This window comes from Celeribacter indicus (assembly GCF_000819565.1).
Lineage (GTDB): Bacteria > Pseudomonadota > Alphaproteobacteria > Rhodobacterales > Rhodobacteraceae > Celeribacter > Celeribacter indicus.
This window is the reverse complement of the sequence record NZ_CP004393.1, coordinates 1516125-1530503: the sequence shown is the minus strand read 5'-3', so window position 1 is coordinate 1530503 and position 14379 is coordinate 1516125. Positions and strand designations below refer to the sequence as shown.

16 protein-coding genes and 1 other RNA gene are annotated in these 14379 nt (G+C 68.0%); 5 read left to right on the top strand and 12 right to left on the bottom strand.

Annotated features, from left to right (window positions below; translation table 11 throughout):
• Positions 1-6: 6 nt before the first annotated feature.
• On the top strand, positions 7-1302 hold the full coding sequence (guaD, locus tag P73_RS07745) for a guanine deaminase (RefSeq protein ID WP_043869158.1): 1296 nt from the start codon (positions 7-9) through the stop codon (positions 1300-1302).
• 3 nt (positions 1303-1305) lie between these two features.
• Here the strand turns inward: guaD and P73_RS07740 are convergent, their stop codons facing one another.
• The 4 genes from P73_RS07740 to P73_RS07725 all read right to left on the bottom strand — a co-directional run bounded on the left by P73_RS07740 (position 1306) and on the right by P73_RS07725 (position 4651).
• Entirely contained in the window at positions 1306-1812 is a 507-nt protein-coding gene (locus P73_RS07740) for a CAP domain-containing protein (RefSeq protein WP_052453107.1), read from the bottom strand.
• 19 nt (positions 1813-1831) lie between these two features.
• Complete coding sequence (locus tag P73_RS07735; protein ID WP_043869157.1) at positions 1832-3175, bottom strand: 8-oxoguanine deaminase; 1344 nt, start codon at positions 3173-3175, stop codon at positions 1832-1834.
• A 20-nt stretch (positions 3176-3195) separates the two neighbouring features.
• A complete protein-coding gene (gene hisN / locus P73_RS07730) occupies positions 3196-4017 on the bottom strand; it encodes a histidinol-phosphatase (protein WP_043869156.1) in 822 nt (273 codons plus the stop codon).
• Between the two features lie 250 nt (positions 4018-4267).
• A complete protein-coding gene (locus tag P73_RS07725; RefSeq protein WP_043869155.1) occupies positions 4268-4651 on the bottom strand; it encodes a helix-turn-helix domain-containing protein in 384 nt (127 codons plus the stop codon).
• 396 nt (positions 4652-5047) lie between these two features.
• Here P73_RS07725 and P73_RS07720 point away from each other — a divergent pair, with 396 nt between their 5' ends.
• Positions 5048-6019 (top strand): NADPH:quinone oxidoreductase family protein, encoded by a 972-nt coding sequence (locus P73_RS07720; RefSeq protein WP_043869154.1) that lies wholly within the window; start codon positions 5048-5050, stop codon positions 6017-6019.
• A gap of 26 nt (positions 6020-6045) precedes the next feature.
• Here the strand turns inward: P73_RS07720 and P73_RS07715 are convergent, their stop codons facing one another.
• Positions 6046-6924 carry a LysR family transcriptional regulator gene (locus P73_RS07715; RefSeq protein WP_043869153.1) on the bottom strand — a complete coding sequence of 293 codons (879 nt, stop codon included), beginning with the start codon at positions 6922-6924 and terminating at the stop codon, positions 6046-6048.
• A 122-nt stretch (positions 6925-7046) separates the two neighbouring features.
• Between P73_RS07715 and P73_RS07710 the strand changes: the two genes are divergently transcribed.
• The 3 genes from P73_RS07710 to P73_RS07700 all read left to right on the top strand — a co-directional run bounded on the left by P73_RS07710 (position 7047) and on the right by P73_RS07700 (position 8796).
• Positions 7047-7265: a YjiS-like domain-containing protein gene (locus tag P73_RS07710; RefSeq protein ID WP_139267100.1), complete on the top strand. Its 219-nt coding sequence runs from the start codon at positions 7047-7049 to the stop codon at positions 7263-7265.
• 248 nt (positions 7266-7513) lie between these two features.
• Positions 7514-8284 carry a Bax inhibitor-1/YccA family protein gene (locus P73_RS07705; protein WP_043869151.1) on the top strand — a complete coding sequence of 257 codons (771 nt, stop codon included), beginning with the start codon at positions 7514-7516 and terminating at the stop codon, positions 8282-8284.
• Positions 8285-8370: 86 nt separating this feature from the next.
• Entirely contained in the window at positions 8371-8796 is a 426-nt protein-coding gene (locus P73_RS07700) for an EamA family transporter (protein WP_043869150.1), read from the top strand.
• Here the strand turns inward: P73_RS07700 and P73_RS07695 are convergent.
• From P73_RS07695 to gatA, 7 genes are all read right to left on the bottom strand, one after another.
• Positions 8793-9377, bottom strand: a complete 585-nt coding sequence (locus P73_RS07695; RefSeq protein ID WP_052453106.1) for a GNAT family N-acetyltransferase — start codon at positions 9375-9377, stop codon at positions 8793-8795. The genes P73_RS07700 and P73_RS07695 overlap by 4 nt on opposite strands.
• Positions 9378-9533: 156 nt before the next feature.
• Positions 9534-9701 carry a 50S ribosomal protein L33 gene (gene rpmG / locus P73_RS07690; protein WP_009572866.1) on the bottom strand — a complete coding sequence of 56 codons (168 nt, stop codon included), beginning with the start codon at positions 9699-9701 and terminating at the stop codon, positions 9534-9536.
• A 436-nt stretch (positions 9702-10137) separates the two neighbouring features.
• Positions 10138-10848 (bottom strand): DUF533 domain-containing protein, encoded by a 711-nt coding sequence (locus P73_RS07685; RefSeq protein WP_043869149.1) that lies wholly within the window; start codon positions 10846-10848, stop codon positions 10138-10140.
• 157 nt (positions 10849-11005) lie between these two features.
• Positions 11006-11407: RNase P RNA component class A (rnpB, locus tag P73_RS24650), an RNA gene on the bottom strand.
• Between the two features lie 11 nt (positions 11408-11418).
• A complete protein-coding gene (locus tag P73_RS07680; RefSeq protein ID WP_245629249.1) occupies positions 11419-12114 on the bottom strand; it encodes an N-acetylmuramoyl-L-alanine amidase in 696 nt (231 codons plus the stop codon).
• Between the two features lie 4 nt (positions 12115-12118).
• Complete coding sequence (locus P73_RS07675; RefSeq protein ID WP_043869148.1) at positions 12119-12850, bottom strand: hypothetical protein; 732 nt, start codon at positions 12848-12850, stop codon at positions 12119-12121.
• 41 nt (positions 12851-12891) lie between these two features.
• Complete coding sequence (gene gatA / locus P73_RS07670) at positions 12892-14379, bottom strand: Asp-tRNA(Asn)/Glu-tRNA(Gln) amidotransferase subunit GatA (RefSeq protein ID WP_043869147.1); 1488 nt, start codon at positions 14377-14379, stop codon at positions 12892-12894.

Here is a 14379-nt window from a genome sequence, read left to right as displayed (position 1 = left end):
GCTCTCATGGACACACTCGTAGCAGGTCAGGTGATGACGTTTCACGGCGATCCGTTCGAGATCCCGCCGACCGAGGCCGTGCGGGTCGACAGCGACGCGGCGATGCTCCTGCGCGACGGGCGGATCGCGGCAATCGGCGGGCGGGCGCAGATGCAGGCGGACCATCCCGAGGCCGCGCTGACCGATTTCGGCCCCGGCCTCATCGTGCCGGGATTCGTCGATGCCCACGCCCATTACCCGCAGACCGCGATGATCGCGAGCTGGGGCAAGCGGCTCATCGACTGGCTCGACAGCTACACCTTTCCCGAGGAGGCGCGCTTTGCCGACCGCAGCTATGCGACGACGATCGCGGAGCGTTACCTCGACCTGCTGCTCGCCAACGGGACGACGACGGTCGCGAGCTTCTGCACCATCCATCCCGGTTCGGTCGATGCGCTGTTCGAGGCGGCCGAGGCGCGCGGCATGCGGATCGTGGCGGGCAAGACCTGCATGGACCGCGACACCGCGCCCGAAGCCCTGCGCGACACGGCGCAATCGGCCTATGACGACAGCAAGGCGCTGATCGGACGCTGGCACGGCAGGGGCCGCGCGACCTATGCGATCACGCCGCGTTTCTCGCCCACCTCGACGCCCGACCAGCTCGACGCGCTCGGGCGGCTCTGGGCCGAACATCCCTCCTGCCTCATGCAGACGCATCTCTCCGAACAGACCGACGAGATCGACTGGGTGCGCGGCCTCTATCCCGAGGCGCGCGACTATCTCGACACCTACGAGGCGCACGGGCTCGTGCGCGAGGGTGCGCTCTTCGGCCATGCGATCCACCTCACCCCGCGGGAGATCGACCACCTGCGCGCCAGCGACTGCGCGCTGATCCATTGCCCGACCTCGAACACCTTCATCGGCTCCGGCCTGTTCGACATGGGCGCGCGCCAGGCGGAGCGGCAGCGCGTCGGGCTGGCCACGGACACGGGGGGCGGTTCGTCCTTTTCCATGCTGCGCACCATGGCCGCGGCCTATGAGATCGGCCAGCTCACCCATACCGCGCTGCATCCGGCGCAGCTCATCTGGCTCGCGACGCGCGGCTCGGCCCGCGCCCTGCGGCTCGAGGACAGGATCGGATCGCTCGCGCCGGGGATGGAGGCGGATTTCACCGTGCTCGACCTCGCCTCCACCCCCGCCATCGCCCAGCGCGCGATCCGGGCTGAAACGATCTGGGAAGAGCTTTTCCCCACGATCATGATGGGCGACGACCGCGCGATCCTCGCCACCTGCGTCGCGGGCGTGCAGGCGCGGCCGGCCTGAGGCTCAGCGGCAGGGCGCGGCGAAGACCGCGACGAACAGGGCGTTCGGCCCGACACCGACCCCGGCTTCGCGCATCCCGTCGTTGAGCAGGTTGGCGCGGTGGCCGGGGGAGCGCATCCATTCCGCGACCGCCCGCTCCGCGCTGCCCCATCCGTAGGACAGGTTTTCGGCCACGAGGCAGCCGGTGTAACCCGCCTGCGTCACGCGCCGGAGCGGTGTCGCCCCCTCCGGGGAGCTGTGGCTGAAATAGCCCCGGCGGGCCAGATCGTCGGCATGGGCCTGCGCGGCGCGGGTCAGGCGCCGGTCCTCCGCGAGGGGCGCAAGCCCGCGTGTCCGGCGCTCCGCGTTCATCGCCGCGAGCAGCCGCGCCCGCACCTCCGCCGGTGCCGCCTGCCGCGGGGCCGCCCCGTTCATCCCCGCGGGGACCGGGCCGTTTCCCGGCGCCGCCCCGCACCCGCCGAGGACAGAGGCGAGGAGCAGAAGACCGCCCGCCTTGCGTGCCCATCCCATGCGTCGCCTCCGCTGCTGCCTATCCCGCGGCCAGTGCTGCGGCCAGGCGGGTCTGCCGGCTCAACGTCCCGGCGAGGTCGATGGTTGCCACACGGCCATCGGCCACGACCTGCCGGCCCTCGACGAAGAGATGGGTCACCGCCATGGGCCCGGCGAGCAGGAGCGCCGCCTTGTCCCAGCTTCCCGCGGCCTCCGCCCCCGACATGTCCCAGATCGCGATATCCGCGCGCGTGCCCGGCGCGAGCCGGCCGATGTCGTCCCGGCCGAGCACCTCGGCCCCGCCGCGCGTCGCGATCTCCAGCGCCTCGCGCGCGCTCATCCTGTCCGCGCCGAAGGCGACGCGCTGCAACAGCAGCGCCTGCCGCGCCTCCGCGATGAGGTTGCCGCTGTCGTTGGAGGCCGAGCCATCGACGCCGAGGCCGACCTTCACCCCGGCATCCCGCATCGCCCGCACCGGCGCGATCCCGGAACCCAGCCGGCAGTTCGAACAGGGGCAATGGGCGACGCCCGTCCGCGTGCGGGCGAAAAGGTCGATCTCCCGCCCGTCGAGCTTCACACAATGGGCGTGCCACACGTCCGGCCCGGTCCAGCCCAGTTCCTCGGCATATTGGCCGGGACGGCAGCCGAATTTTTCGAGCGAATAGGCGACGTCCTCGTCATTCTCCGCGAGATGGGTGTGCATCATCACGCCCTTGTCCCGCGCCAGGAGCGCCGCATCCCGCATCAGCTCGCGCGACACGGAGAAGGGCGAACACGGCGCCACCCCCACCCGCACCATCGCGCCGGGCTTCGGATCGTGGAAGGCGTCGATCACGCGGATGCAGTCGTCGAGGATATCCGCCTCCCGCTCCACGAGGCTGTCGGGGGGAAGACCGCCCAGGCTCTCCCCGATCGACATCGCCCCGCGCGTCGCGTGAAACCGCATCCCGACGGCCTGCGCCGCGGCGATCGTGTCGTCGAGCCGCGCGCCGTTCGGAAAGAGATAGAGATGATCGGAGGTGGTCGAGCAGCCCGAGAGCGCCAGCTCCGCAAGGCCGGTGAGCGCGGAGACATACATGTGCTCGGGGCCGAAGCGCGCCCAGATCGGATAGAGCGTCTTCAGCCAGCCGAAAAGCAGCGCGTCCTGCCCGGCGGGCACCGCGCGGGTGAGCGTCTGGTAGAGGTGGTGATGGGTGTTCACGAGCCCCGGCGTCACGAGACAGCCGCGCGCATCGACGATCTGCGCATCGTCGTCGTAAAGCCCCTGCCCCACGGCCTCGATCACCCCGTCGCGCACGAGGATGTCGCCGCCCGCGATCTCCCGGCGGTCGTCGTCCATGGTCAGCACGATCTCGGCGTTGCGGATGAGGAAACAGCGGTGCATGGGGGCCTCCGGGTCCGGGTTCAGGCGAGGGAGAGGATCTCGAGCGCCGCGGCATGCAGCTCCGGGCTGGCCGCGGCGATCACCCGGCCGCCGTCATGCGCCGGTCCGCCCCTCCAGTCGGTGACGATGCCGCCGGCCGCCTCGATCACCGCCAGCGGCGCGAGAATGTCGTAGGATTGCAGCCCCGCCTCGACCACGAGGTCGATCTGGCCCGCGGCGAGCAGGGCATAGGCGTAGCAGTCCATGCCGTAGCGCGTGAGCCGGCACCGCCGCGCGAGATCGTGGAAGGCCCGACCCTCCGCCGGGCTGCCCACCTCGGGAAAGGTCGTGAAGATCACCGCCTCGTCGAGACCGACGCCGGTGCGCACGCGCAGCGGCCGGGAGCCGTGCGGGCCGTCGAGTCGGGCAAGGCCGAAACCGCCAAGGAAGCGTTCGCCGATATAGGGCTGGTCGATCACGCCCAGCAGCGCCCCCTCGGGCCCCCGCAGCGCGACGAGCACCCCCCAGGTCGGCGTGCCGGAAATGAAGCCGCGGGTGCCGTCGATCGGGTCGAGCACCCAGGTCAGGCCCGTGCGGCCCTCCTTCGGGCCGAATTCCTCGCCGAGGATCCCGTCCTCCGGCCGCCGCGCCGCGATCACGGCGCGCATCGCCTGCTCCGCGCCGCGATCGGCCAGCGTGACGGGGTCGAAGCCCGCGGCCATCTTGGATTCGGTCCCAAGCTGCGCGCCGCGGAAATAGCCGAGCGTCACCTGCCGGGCGGCATCGGCCGCGGCCTGCGCCGTGGCGATCAGTTCCGCCCGCAGAGCGGGCGCGAAATCGGGAAAACTCGTCTGGGCTGTCATGACCTGATCCTTTGGTCCGGGCGCCCCATCGCGGTAGCCTGTCGCCCGCCGGCGGTCAAGTCGCCGCCCCTGCTCCTGCTGCCGGGACACCGGTCCGGGCGTCAGATATCCTTAAAATCCATCGGGGAAAAATCCCCCCGGAAAAGAGAGACGGCTCCGGTGCATGCAGCACAGGAGCCGGTCGCTCTCGGGTTTCCGATCGGAGCCCTGTCCCCCGCGCGTCACCCCCAGCGCGCGGAACAGATCCGCCTCAGGCGACGTCGGACAATACGCGCGCCAGTTCGAACAGGCGACGACGTTGGTTTTCGGGAATGGCATAATAGGAACGAACGAGTTCCAGCGCCTCCTTGTCTGCGAGAATGTCGGAGGGCACGGCCCTCTCTGCGGACGTGGCCTGCGGCATGTCCGCGGCGGGCACATCCATGCCTTCGAAGAAGAAGGCGACCGGCACGCTGAGCGCCTCGGCGATGTCCCAGAGACGGGAGGCCGAAACCCGGTTCATGCCCGTCTCGTACTTCTGGATCTGCTGGAACTTGATCCCAACCTTCTCCGCTAGTTGCTGTTGCGTCATGCCCACCATCCAGCGACGGTGGCGAATGCGCTTGCCCACGTGGACGTCCACGGGATGTTTCATACTGACCGCTCCTTGTATCAAGCACACATCTTAACCTATGCGTGTATTAGCACATTTCGTAAAGCTGAGCTTCCGGCTCAACCTGTCTTTTTGGATAGGATTTTACCGCTGAGATTTACCGCTTTGATTTTTCGCCTGTTTTTGTTTCTACCCCTGTAGTTTTAGCTTATTTTTAGAGAATTTGAAAGCAGGCGTGACACTAAACCTGCGCGTGTTTTCCGCACATCTTTGCATTATGCAAAGAACCCGGCGGATCCGGCACCGGGCGAGTCGCCTTTTCCGGCCCTTGGAACACGGCGCCCGCGGCCCCGGATTCTCCCTCCCGAGGCGCCGCGGATCGCGTCCGGCCTCCCCGTTTTTCATGGACAGGCGCGGCGCGAGAGGCGAAAAGCGGGCATGACAGAGACGACCCGAGCCTTCCGCGTGCACGGTTTCGACCGGCCGCCCGTCCTCGAGCAGATCGCCCTTCCCGCCCCCGGTGCGGGAGAGCTGCGCGTGCGCATCCGCGCCGCCGCGCTCAATTTCGCCGACACGCTCATGTGTCTCGGAACCTATCAGGACACGCCGGAGCCGCCCTTCACCCTCGGCCTCGAACTGGCCGGGGATGTCGAGGCCTGCGGCGCCGGCGTGACCGGCCTGCCGCCCGGCACGCGCGTCGCGGTGTTCTCCGGCCAGGGCGGGCTGGCCGAGGCGGGAAACTTCCCCGCGGAGCGCTGCGTCCCGATCCCCGACGCGCTCGGTTATGACGCGGCGGCGGCGCTCCAGATCGCCTATGGCACCTCCCACATGGCCCTCGGCTACAAGGCGAGGCTTCAGCCCGGCGAACGGCTCGTCGTCACCGGCGCGGCGGGCGGGGTCGGCCTTACGGCGGTGGAGATCGGGCGGATCATGGGGGCGGAGGTCATCGCCATCGCCCGCGGCGAGGACAGGCTCGCGATCGCGCGGGAGGCCGGCGCGGACCATGTGATCGACGCCACCGCGCCGGGCATCCGCGACCGGATCCGGGCGCTCGGCGGGGCGGACGTGGTCTATGACGCCGTCGGCGGGGCGCTTTACGAGGACTGCTTTCGCGCGACGAATCCCGACGGGCGGATCCTGCTGATCGGCTTCGCCGGAGGCAATCTGCCGGTGATGAAACCGAACCACATGCTGGTGAAGAACATCACCGCCATCGGCTTTTACTGGGGCGGCTACATGCGCTTCAACCCGGCGCCGCTGCGCGCCTCGCTCGCCACGCTGTTCGACTGGGCGGCGGCGGGGCGGATCCGCCCGCATGTCTCCCGCCGCCTTCCGCTCACACAGGCCGGGGAGGCGCTCGACGTGCTGCGCAGCCGCCGGGCCGCCGGCAAGATCGTCGTCACGCCCTGACAGCCCCCTGACCATCCGCCCGGCCGTTACTGCGCGGCCAGGCGCGTCCCCGCGCCGTTGCCATAGGCGCGCCGGATGAGCATGCGCAGGTTCTCCGCCGCCGCCCCGCTCAGAAGGTCGGAGCAATAGAGGTTGATCTTCTTGCTCTCGAGCTCCGGCAGGGCGCCGCCGTGCTGGATCGGTTCGGAATAGGGCGGCGCGCTGCCGTCCAGCATGACATGGATCGCCAGGTCGGCGGAGACCGAAGCCTCGATGGTGCGGGTCTGGTCGCTCTCGATGGAGATCTCCCAGGGGATGCCCGCCCGGTCAAGCGCCTCCTGCACCCCCTTGCGGAAGATGCAGCGGTGCTCGAAGGCGAGCCGCAGCGGGCGCTGCTTCCACGCGGTCCCGCCGGGCGCGCCGATCCAGACGAGCGGCAGCTCGACCACCGTCTCCCCGCCCGCCTCGACACCGTCCTCCGTCGTCAGGATCATGTCGCATTCGCCGCGCGCGAACTGCTCCTTGAGATGGGTCGTGAAGGAGGAGAGCAGCGTCACCCGCATCCGCGGATAATCGGCGTGAAACTGCTGGAGCACCTGCGGAATCGCCGGATAGACGACGTCATGGGGCACGCCGAGGGTGATCTCCCCCTCGAATTCCTGAGCGGTGAGCCGCGCATAGACCTCGTCGTTGAGCTCGAGCATCCGCCGGGCATAGGACAGGAGCTGTTCGCCGGCCGCGGTGAGCGCGATGGTGCGCGAACTCCGGTCGAGCAGCCGGCACCCGAGCCCCTCCTCGAGCCGCTTGAGCTGCATCGACACGGCCGATTGCGTCAGGTTCAGATAACCCGCCGCGCGCGTGACGCCGCCGCAATCGGCCACGGCGACGAAGGAGCGCAGGGCAGTCAGGTCCAGATTTCGCGCCATATCAAGCCTCGTGATGGATTGATAAACAATCATTCATTTTGCTTATCAATGGATCTCCAGCATACCTATCACCGTAGATGATTCAAGCCGCCGTTATGTTCATGAATTGGAAAGGAAACACGATGGTGACCCGAACGGCCTCCCTCACCTCCGCGCGCGGCGCGGCGCGCCGGCCTTCCCTTCTCGCCCGCCTGCGCATGGCCCGCGCCCTGCGCCGCCAGCGCCGCGCCCTCGCCTCCCTCAGCGACGAGCGACTCGCGGATATCGGCCTCACGCGGGACGAGGCGCTACGCGAGGCCGCGCGCCCGCTCTGGGACGTGCCGCGTCACTGGCTGCGCTGAGCCCGACGGAATTCCGGCGCTTTGCCGACGCTTTGCCGACGTCCCCCCTGGCCGAGATCCCCCTGGTATCGCGGCCTTTTTTCCCCTCCGCGCCCGCGGCCGAAGCAAAGCCGCCCCAATCCGCCGGGAAAGTCTCTCATATCCTCCGGAAGGTCTTGAATTTCCCCCCGACGCTGCCAATATCGAGGGCGATACCGCCGTTTTCCGGCGCCACGCACAGGAAATTCGACGCACAGGAGTGAAAGCCAATGGCGAACTACAGAACGGTCAACGCAGGTGCAGGCACCCGCACCGCGGAGATCGACCAGGGTCTCAGGGCCCATATGAACAAAGTCTACGGGACGATGTCCGTCGGTCTCGTGATCACCGGGCTCGCCGCCTGGGCGCTGGCGAACCTCTCCGTCACCGGGACACCGACCGAATACGCGCTCGGCAATGGCGAATACCTGACGGGCCTCGGCTACGCGCTCTACGCGAGCCCGCTGAAATGGCTCATCATGTTCGCGCCGCTGATCATGGTCTTCGCCTTCGGCGCCGTGATCAACCGCCTCTCCGCCGCCGCGGCACAGACCTATTTCTACCTCTACGCCGCGCTGATGGGCCTGTCGCTGAGCTCGATCTTCCTCGTGTTCACCGGCGTCTCCATCGCCCAGACCTTCTTCGTGACCGCCGGTGCCTTCGCCGGTCTGTCGCTCTGGGGCTACACCACGAAAAAGGACATCTCCGGCTGGGGCTCCTTCCTCATCATGGGCGTGATCGGCCTCATCATCGCCTCGATCGTGAACATCTTCCTGGCCTCCTCGGGCCTCGCCTTCGCGATTTCCGCGATCGGCGTGCTGATCTTCGCGGCCCTCACCGCCTATGACACGCAGCGCATCAAGACCGACTACATCTCGCACGCGCACGCGATGGACAGCGAATGGCTCGGCAAGGCGGCGATCATGGGCGCGCTGAACCTCTACCTCGATTTCATCAACCTCTTCATGTTCCTGCTTCAGTTCCTCGGCAACCGCGAATAATGCGGGCATGATCCGACATACGAAGGGCCGGTTTCGACCGGCCCTTTTCTATTTTGACCGGCCCTATTCTTTCGGGAGACAGCACCATGACCGACAACTGGCAGTTCTGGGCGCTGCTCTCCGCCCTCTTCGCCGCCCTGACCGCGATCACCGCCAAGATCGGCGTCACAGAGATCAACTCCAATTTCGCGACCTTCCTGCGCACCGGCGTCGTGCTCCTCGCCTCCGGGCTCTTCGCATGGTCGCTGGGCGACATCGAGCCGCTGTCCCGCATCAGCCCGAAAGGCGCGGGCTTCCTCGTCCTCTCGGGGCTGATGACCGGCGCCTCCTGGGTTTGTTATTTCCGCGCGCTGCAAATCGGCAAGGCCTCGCAGGTCGCCCCGGTCGACAAGCTCTCCGTCGTCTTCGTCGCGCTCCTCGCCGCCTTCCTGTTGGGCGAGGAGCTGAGCCTCATGGGCTGGATCGGCGTCGGCCTGATTTCGACCGGCGCCGTGCTCATGGCCCTGGCCTAGAGATCCCGCGCCATCTGCACCGCCGGCAGCCGGACGCCGGGCCGCAGCGTGAGCTCGACCTCGCCCGAGGCCGCGAATCCATGGCATTCGTAGAAGGCCCGCGCGGTCAGGGTGGAGAGCGCGCAAAGCCGCGTCACCCCCGTCAGCCGGGCATGGTCGAGGATATGCTCCAGCACCACGCTGCCGATGCCGCACCGGGCGTAGTCCGGCCGCACCGCCACCCGGCGCATATGGCCGATCTCCCGCGGCCCGACGCCGCCGAAGGGTGTGGCCTGCGTCCAGCCGCCTGCCGCCAGCAGCTCGCCTCCCCCCGCCTCGGCCACGAAGAAGGAACCGGAGGCCAGAAGCCGCGGCGAGGTCACCAGGAGCGAGGGAAGCGCCTGCGCCAGAATCGCCGCATCGTAATCCTGTTTGAGAAGCGTGCCATAGGAGGCACGAAAGAGCGCGTCGATCTCCGCCGTGTCGGCGGGCATCGCGGCGCGAATGACGAACGGCGGAACAGCATGCGCGACCGTCCCGGCCGCCACGGTGCCCGCCATCATACAGTCGGGGTCTCTTTCGTAGGGATCACATTCCAGCATCGTCTCTCTCCTGTTGTCGGCCGTCCTGGCCGGGTTCGGCTGCCTGCCCCGCAGGCGGCGCGTCGGGGGGGAGAGGGTTGCCTGGTCGTCAAACTGAAAAACCGCGCTTCCCTCTCGGGTCACGCGGCTTTCGCATCTTTCGGTCTTCGGAAGGTCTTACTTGATCTTGCCTTCCTTGTACTCGACGTGCTTGCGCGCGACCGGGTCGTATTTCTTTACGACCATCTTCTCGGTCATGGTGCGTGCGTTCTTCTTGGTCACGTAGAAGTGGCCCGTGTCCGCGGTCGAGTTCAGACGGATTTTGATCGTCGTCGGCTTCGCCATTTTCGTTACTCCAGTTGTCTCGTTCGGGCGGGTGGTCGGGCCAACCCGTGAAATCCTTGAAGCCCGCCTTTTAAGCCCTTGGCTGCCCGAGTCAATGGGGTATCATGAAAAATCGCCTCCGCCGACAGCGATATGATGCGCCTGGCTGCCGCGCGGGGCCTGATCGCGCCGGCAGATTGCGCCACCGTGCAACCTTTTCGGGATTGATCCCAGGCTCCCGGCTTAACTCCGTGATCGAAGCTTGCGATCGCTCTATTGCTGCTCGGACCGCGGACATGGTCCTGGCGCTCCCGTGACGACCTTGTCCCGTAACGCTTCCTTCCATTCATGCGAAAGGATCACACCGTTAAACCGTCGGATCAGACACCTCGCCGCGTGGCGGCGAAAGGGCGGCCCATGCCGGCCGCCCCTCCTCCCTCCGCGCCGCGACGCGCGGTCAGATCACGGGCTTGCCCATGGCCTGATGGATCTCCGCCTGTTTCACCGGATCGAGCATCAGCGCGGTCCCGAGCGTCTTGAGAAAGGCCTTCTCCGCATCGGTATCGACCGAGATCGACATGAGCGCCGCCGCATAGACCTGCGATGTCGCGGTCTGCCCCGCATCCTTCGCCAGCGCCGCGGGATCCACCGGCGCGTCGAGCTGCGCCTGGACAAAGGCGATCTCCTCCTCGGAGGCGTCGTCCAGCGCATCGAGAATCTTCGTGCGCTCCTCCGCGTCGATCTCCCCGTCGGATTTCGCCGCCATGATCATCGCCCGGATCATCAGCCGCGCGTTCTCCTCCGTCGCCGCGCCGACCGGCGTGCCCTTCGTCATCGCCGCGAACATGTCCGACATGGAGGCCGCCCCCGTCGCCGCCGCCCCCGTCATCGCGTTCATCAGCGAGGACATGCCCGCCTCGGTCGCCTCCGACATGTCGGCCGCCTGGTTGCCGAACCGGCCCATCATCTCGCGCATCGCGCCCGCGCCGCCGGGGACTCCCATCTTCTCGGCCATCTGGCCCCATTGATCGGCCATGCCGCCGGGATTGCCCACCTGGCGCATCGCCTCCCGCATGCCGTCCATGCCGCCCATCCTGCGATACCTGTCCACGCCCTTGGCTGCCGCGAACCCGATCGCCAGCGTTGCCAGTGTCCTCACGAAACTCATCGGAACCTCCCTGATGCCGGACCATTTCCCCGAGTGTCGCAGATTCTGCCTCCACGGCAAGACCTTCCGCCTCGCCTTCATCTGCTCAGAAATATTCCGGGGTGAATTGCGCCGCAGGCGCAAGAGGGGCAGCGCCCCTCCGGAAGGGGGCGGGAAAGCGCGCGGACGGCCTGTAAGCCGGATTCTGTCCGGGGGGCCGGAGCCCCCGTGGATAACCATTCCTCCAGGCCCCCTGTCGCCAGAGGGCTCAAGCTGCCAACCCGGATCCCGAAGGCTTGAGCGACCTTGCGGACGGAGGGCGCGCCCCCCGGACCGCTGCCGGATCCCTATTTGGCATTGCTCCCGGTGGGGCTTGCCGTGCCGGTCCCGTTGCCGGTCCCGCGGTGGGCTCTTACCCCACCGTTTCACCATCACCTCCGCATGGAAGGCAGTCTGTTCTCTGTGGCGCTGTCCCTGGGGTTGCCCCCGCCGGGCGTTACCCGGCACCGTTGCTCAATGGAGTCCGGACTTTCCTCCCCCGAAGGCTTACCCTTTCGGCGGCGGTTATCCGGCCATCCGCGCGCGCCGGATTTAGGCCCTGCCGCGCCCGCGGTCAACGGGAAAGCGAACCGCGAGGTCGCGGGCCAGCGCCATGTCGCGCCCGTCGAGCGGCCCCGCATGATGCGGGCGGAAGCGCGAACGGAAGGCCGGCACGAGCGCCTGAAGCGGCGCGGCGGGATAGCCGAAGCGGGAAAGATCCTGCACGAACCGCACCTCATCCACCGCCTCGTCGCCCGTCACCGCCGGAAACACGGACAGATCCGACCGCGCGAGGCGCCTCCAGTCGAACCGCGGGCCGGGATCGAATTTCCGCTCCGGTGCCATGTCGGAATGGGCGATCACCCGCTCCGGCGGGATCGCCCAACGGTCGAGAATATCCCGCAACAGCGCCTCGAGCGCCTCGATCTGGGCGGCGGCGAAGGGGACGGTGCCGGGATTGGCGAGCTCGATGCCGATGGAGCGGGAGTTGACGTCGCTCACCCCGCCCCATTGCCCCGCCCCGGCATGCCAGGCGCGCTTGTCCTCCTCCACGAGGCGCAACACCCCGCCCGCGGGGTCGATCAGGTAATGCGCGGACACTTCGAAGGCGGGATCGCAGAGCCGGTCGCGTGCAGCGCCGGCACTGGCCATGGCAGTGTAGTGGATCACCACGAGATCGGGACGCGCGCCCTCCCGCCGGTCCCCGAAATTCGGAGACGGGTGGTCGCGGATCACGGGGGCGGGCAAGGGTTCAGCGGCGGTTCTGCGCGGCCAGGCGGAAGGGCGCGGGATCCCAGCTGCACGCGAAACCGTCGCCATCGGGATCGAGGCCCTTCGCATTGCGCTGCGGTCCGCCGCTCCTGAGGAAATCCTCCTGCGCGAGATCCGGCGAGGGATATTTCGCACAGTTGCGCGCGGCGCGGGATGCGGCGCCGGGGATCAGGCGGGAATAGATCGGCTGACCGACGGTGTTCGTGGTGGAGAGCGCGAATTCGACGATCGTGCCCGCGTCGGACACCGGACGGTTCGGCACGACGGTGGGCTGGATCGTCACATAGGCTTGCCGGTTCGCGGCCACGCGCGCGGCGTCTTCCTCGATGGAGCGCTCGGCGGAAACCGCGTCGAAATTGTTCTCCGCGGAGATGCCCATCGCATTGGACACGGCCGGCCCCGGCGTGACATTCGACGCCTGCGGCCGGGATGCCACGGTCGGCGTCGGCGCGCCGACAGCGCCCTGGGAGGCGTCGATCGCCGACAGCGCCTCTTCGGAGATCTGCTGCGTGTTGAGCCGCGAGGCCGGGGCGGCGCCCATCGGTGCCCCCGGCACGCCCTGCCCCTCGCCATTGGCGATGAGCTGCGCCTCGCGCTCCGCCTGGTAATCGGCATAGGAGCCGAATCCGACCCCGGTGCCGCTGTCCGGCACCGGCGGTTCACAGGCGGCCAGGACGGCAAGGGACATCAGGGCGATAGAGGCACGACGCATCGCGACAGTCTCCGAAGGTGGTTGAACGGTAGATGCGTCCCTTACCACCATTTTTCCGGCTTGGAAACAAAACCGGCAGCGGCCTCAAGCGAATGTGCGATATTCAGCAGATCGCCCTCCTCCCAGGGCCGCCCGATGAGCTGGAGCCCGAGCGGCAGGCCGGTCTTGTCGAGACCCGCAGGCACGGAGATGCCGGGCAGCCCCGCGAGGTTCACGGTCACGGTAAAGACGTCGTTGAGATACATCCGGATCGGATCGCTGTCCGACATCTCCCCGAGGCCGAAGGCCGCCGAAGGCGTCGCCGGGGTGAGGATCGCGTCGATGCCATCGGCGAAGACGGTCTCGAAATCGCGCTTGATCAGCGTGCGGACCTTGCGCGCGCGGTTGTAATAGGCGTCATAGAAGCCCGCCGACAGCACATAGGTGCCGACCATCACCCGGCGCTGCACCTCATGGCCGAAGCCTTCGGCGCGGGTCTTTTCGTACATGTCGTCGATGCCCTCGCCCTGCGCGAGCGTCGCGCGGTGGCCGTAGCGCACCCCGTCATAGCGCGCGAGGTTCGACGACGCCTCGGCCGGCGCGATCACGTAATAGGCCGGCAGCGCGTATTTCGTGTGCGGCAGGGAGATATCGACGATCTCCGCCCCCGCGTCGCGCAGCATCGCCGCGCCCTCGTCCCAGAGCGTCGCGATTTCCGCCGGCATCCCGTCCATGCGGTATTCGCGCGGAATGCCGATCCTCTTGCCCTTGATGTCGCCGGTCAGCATGGCCTCGAAATCCGGCACGGGAATGTCGGCGGAGGTGCTGTCCTTCATGTCATGGCCGCACATCGCCCCGAGCATGATCGCGGCGTCGCGCACCGTCTTCGTCATCGGCCCGGCCTGGTCGAGCGAGCTGGCGAAGGCCACGATGCCCCAGCGCGAACAGCGCCCGTAGGTCGGCTTGATCCCGACGATGCCGGTGAAGGCGGCGGGCTGGCGGATCGAGCCGCCGGTATCGGTGCCGGTCGCGGCAAGGCAGAGATCGGCGGCCACGGCGGCGGCGGACCCGCCCGAGGAGCCGCCCGGCGTGAGCGGCGTGTCCTCGTTGCCGCGCCGCCACGGGTTCACCGCATTGCCATAGGTCGAGGTCTCGTTCGAGGAGCCCATGGCGAATTCGTCCATGTTGAGCTTGCCGAGCATGACGGCACCCGCGTCGAACAGTTTCGCGGTGACGGTCGACTCGTATTCCGGCGTGAAGCCTTCGAGGATCGCGGAGGCGGCCTGCGACGGCACGCCCTTCGTGCAGAACAGATCCTTGATCCCCACCGGCAGCCCGCACATCGCCGGCGCATCGCCGAGCGCGATCCGCGCATCGGCCGCCGTCGCCTGGAGGCGGGCGATCTCGGAGGTGTCGTGGACGAAGGCGTTGAGCGCGCCCGCGCCCTCGATCGCCGTGAGACAGGCCTCGGTCAGTTCGGCGGAGGTGAACTCCTTCGCGCGCAGCCCGTCGCGGGCCTCGGCCAGCGTGAGTTTGTTCAGATCGGTCAT

Coding starts and splice junctions, on each gene's coding strand:
- hisN (WP_043869156.1), bottom strand. CDS start 4,017: ATGACAGCCCAGACGAGTTTTCCCGATTTCGCGCCCGCTCTGCGGGCG.
- rpmG (WP_009572866.1), bottom strand. CDS start 9,701: ATGGCGAAGCCGACGACGATCAAAATCCGTCTGAACTCGACCGCGGAC.
- P73_RS07705 (WP_043869151.1), top strand. CDS start 7,514: ATGGCGAACTACAGAACGGTCAACGCAGGTGCAGGCACCCGCACCGCG.
- P73_RS07740 (WP_052453107.1), bottom strand. CDS start 1,812: ATGGGATGGGCACGCAAGGCGGGCGGTCTTCTGCTCCTCGCCTCTGTC.
- P73_RS07710 (WP_139267100.1), top strand. CDS start 7,047: ATGGTGACCCGAACGGCCTCCCTCACCTCCGCGCGCGGCGCGGCGCGC.
- P73_RS07675 (WP_043869148.1), bottom strand. CDS start 12,850: ATGCGTCGTGCCTCTATCGCCCTGATGTCCCTTGCCGTCCTGGCCGCC.
- P73_RS07695 (WP_052453106.1), bottom strand. CDS start 9,377: ATGCTGGAATGTGATCCCTACGAAAGAGACCCCGACTGTATGATGGCG.
- P73_RS07685 (WP_043869149.1), bottom strand. CDS start 10,848: ATGAGTTTCGTGAGGACACTGGCAACGCTGGCGATCGGGTTCGCGGCA.
- P73_RS07720 (WP_043869154.1), top strand. CDS start 5,048: ATGACAGAGACGACCCGAGCCTTCCGCGTGCACGGTTTCGACCGGCCG.
- P73_RS07735 (WP_043869157.1), bottom strand. CDS start 3,175: ATGCACCGCTGTTTCCTCATCCGCAACGCCGAGATCGTGCTGACCATG.
- P73_RS07725 (WP_043869155.1), bottom strand. CDS start 4,651: ATGAAACATCCCGTGGACGTCCACGTGGGCAAGCGCATTCGCCACCGT.
- P73_RS07700 (WP_043869150.1), top strand. CDS start 8,371: ATGACCGACAACTGGCAGTTCTGGGCGCTGCTCTCCGCCCTCTTCGCC.
- guaD (WP_043869158.1), top strand. CDS start 7: ATGGACACACTCGTAGCAGGTCAGGTGATGACGTTTCACGGCGATCCG.
- P73_RS07715 (WP_043869153.1), bottom strand. CDS start 6,924: ATGGCGCGAAATCTGGACCTGACTGCCCTGCGCTCCTTCGTCGCCGTG.
- gatA (WP_043869147.1), bottom strand. CDS start 14,379: ATGACCGATCTGAACAAACTCACGCTGGCCGAGGCCCGCGACGGGCTG.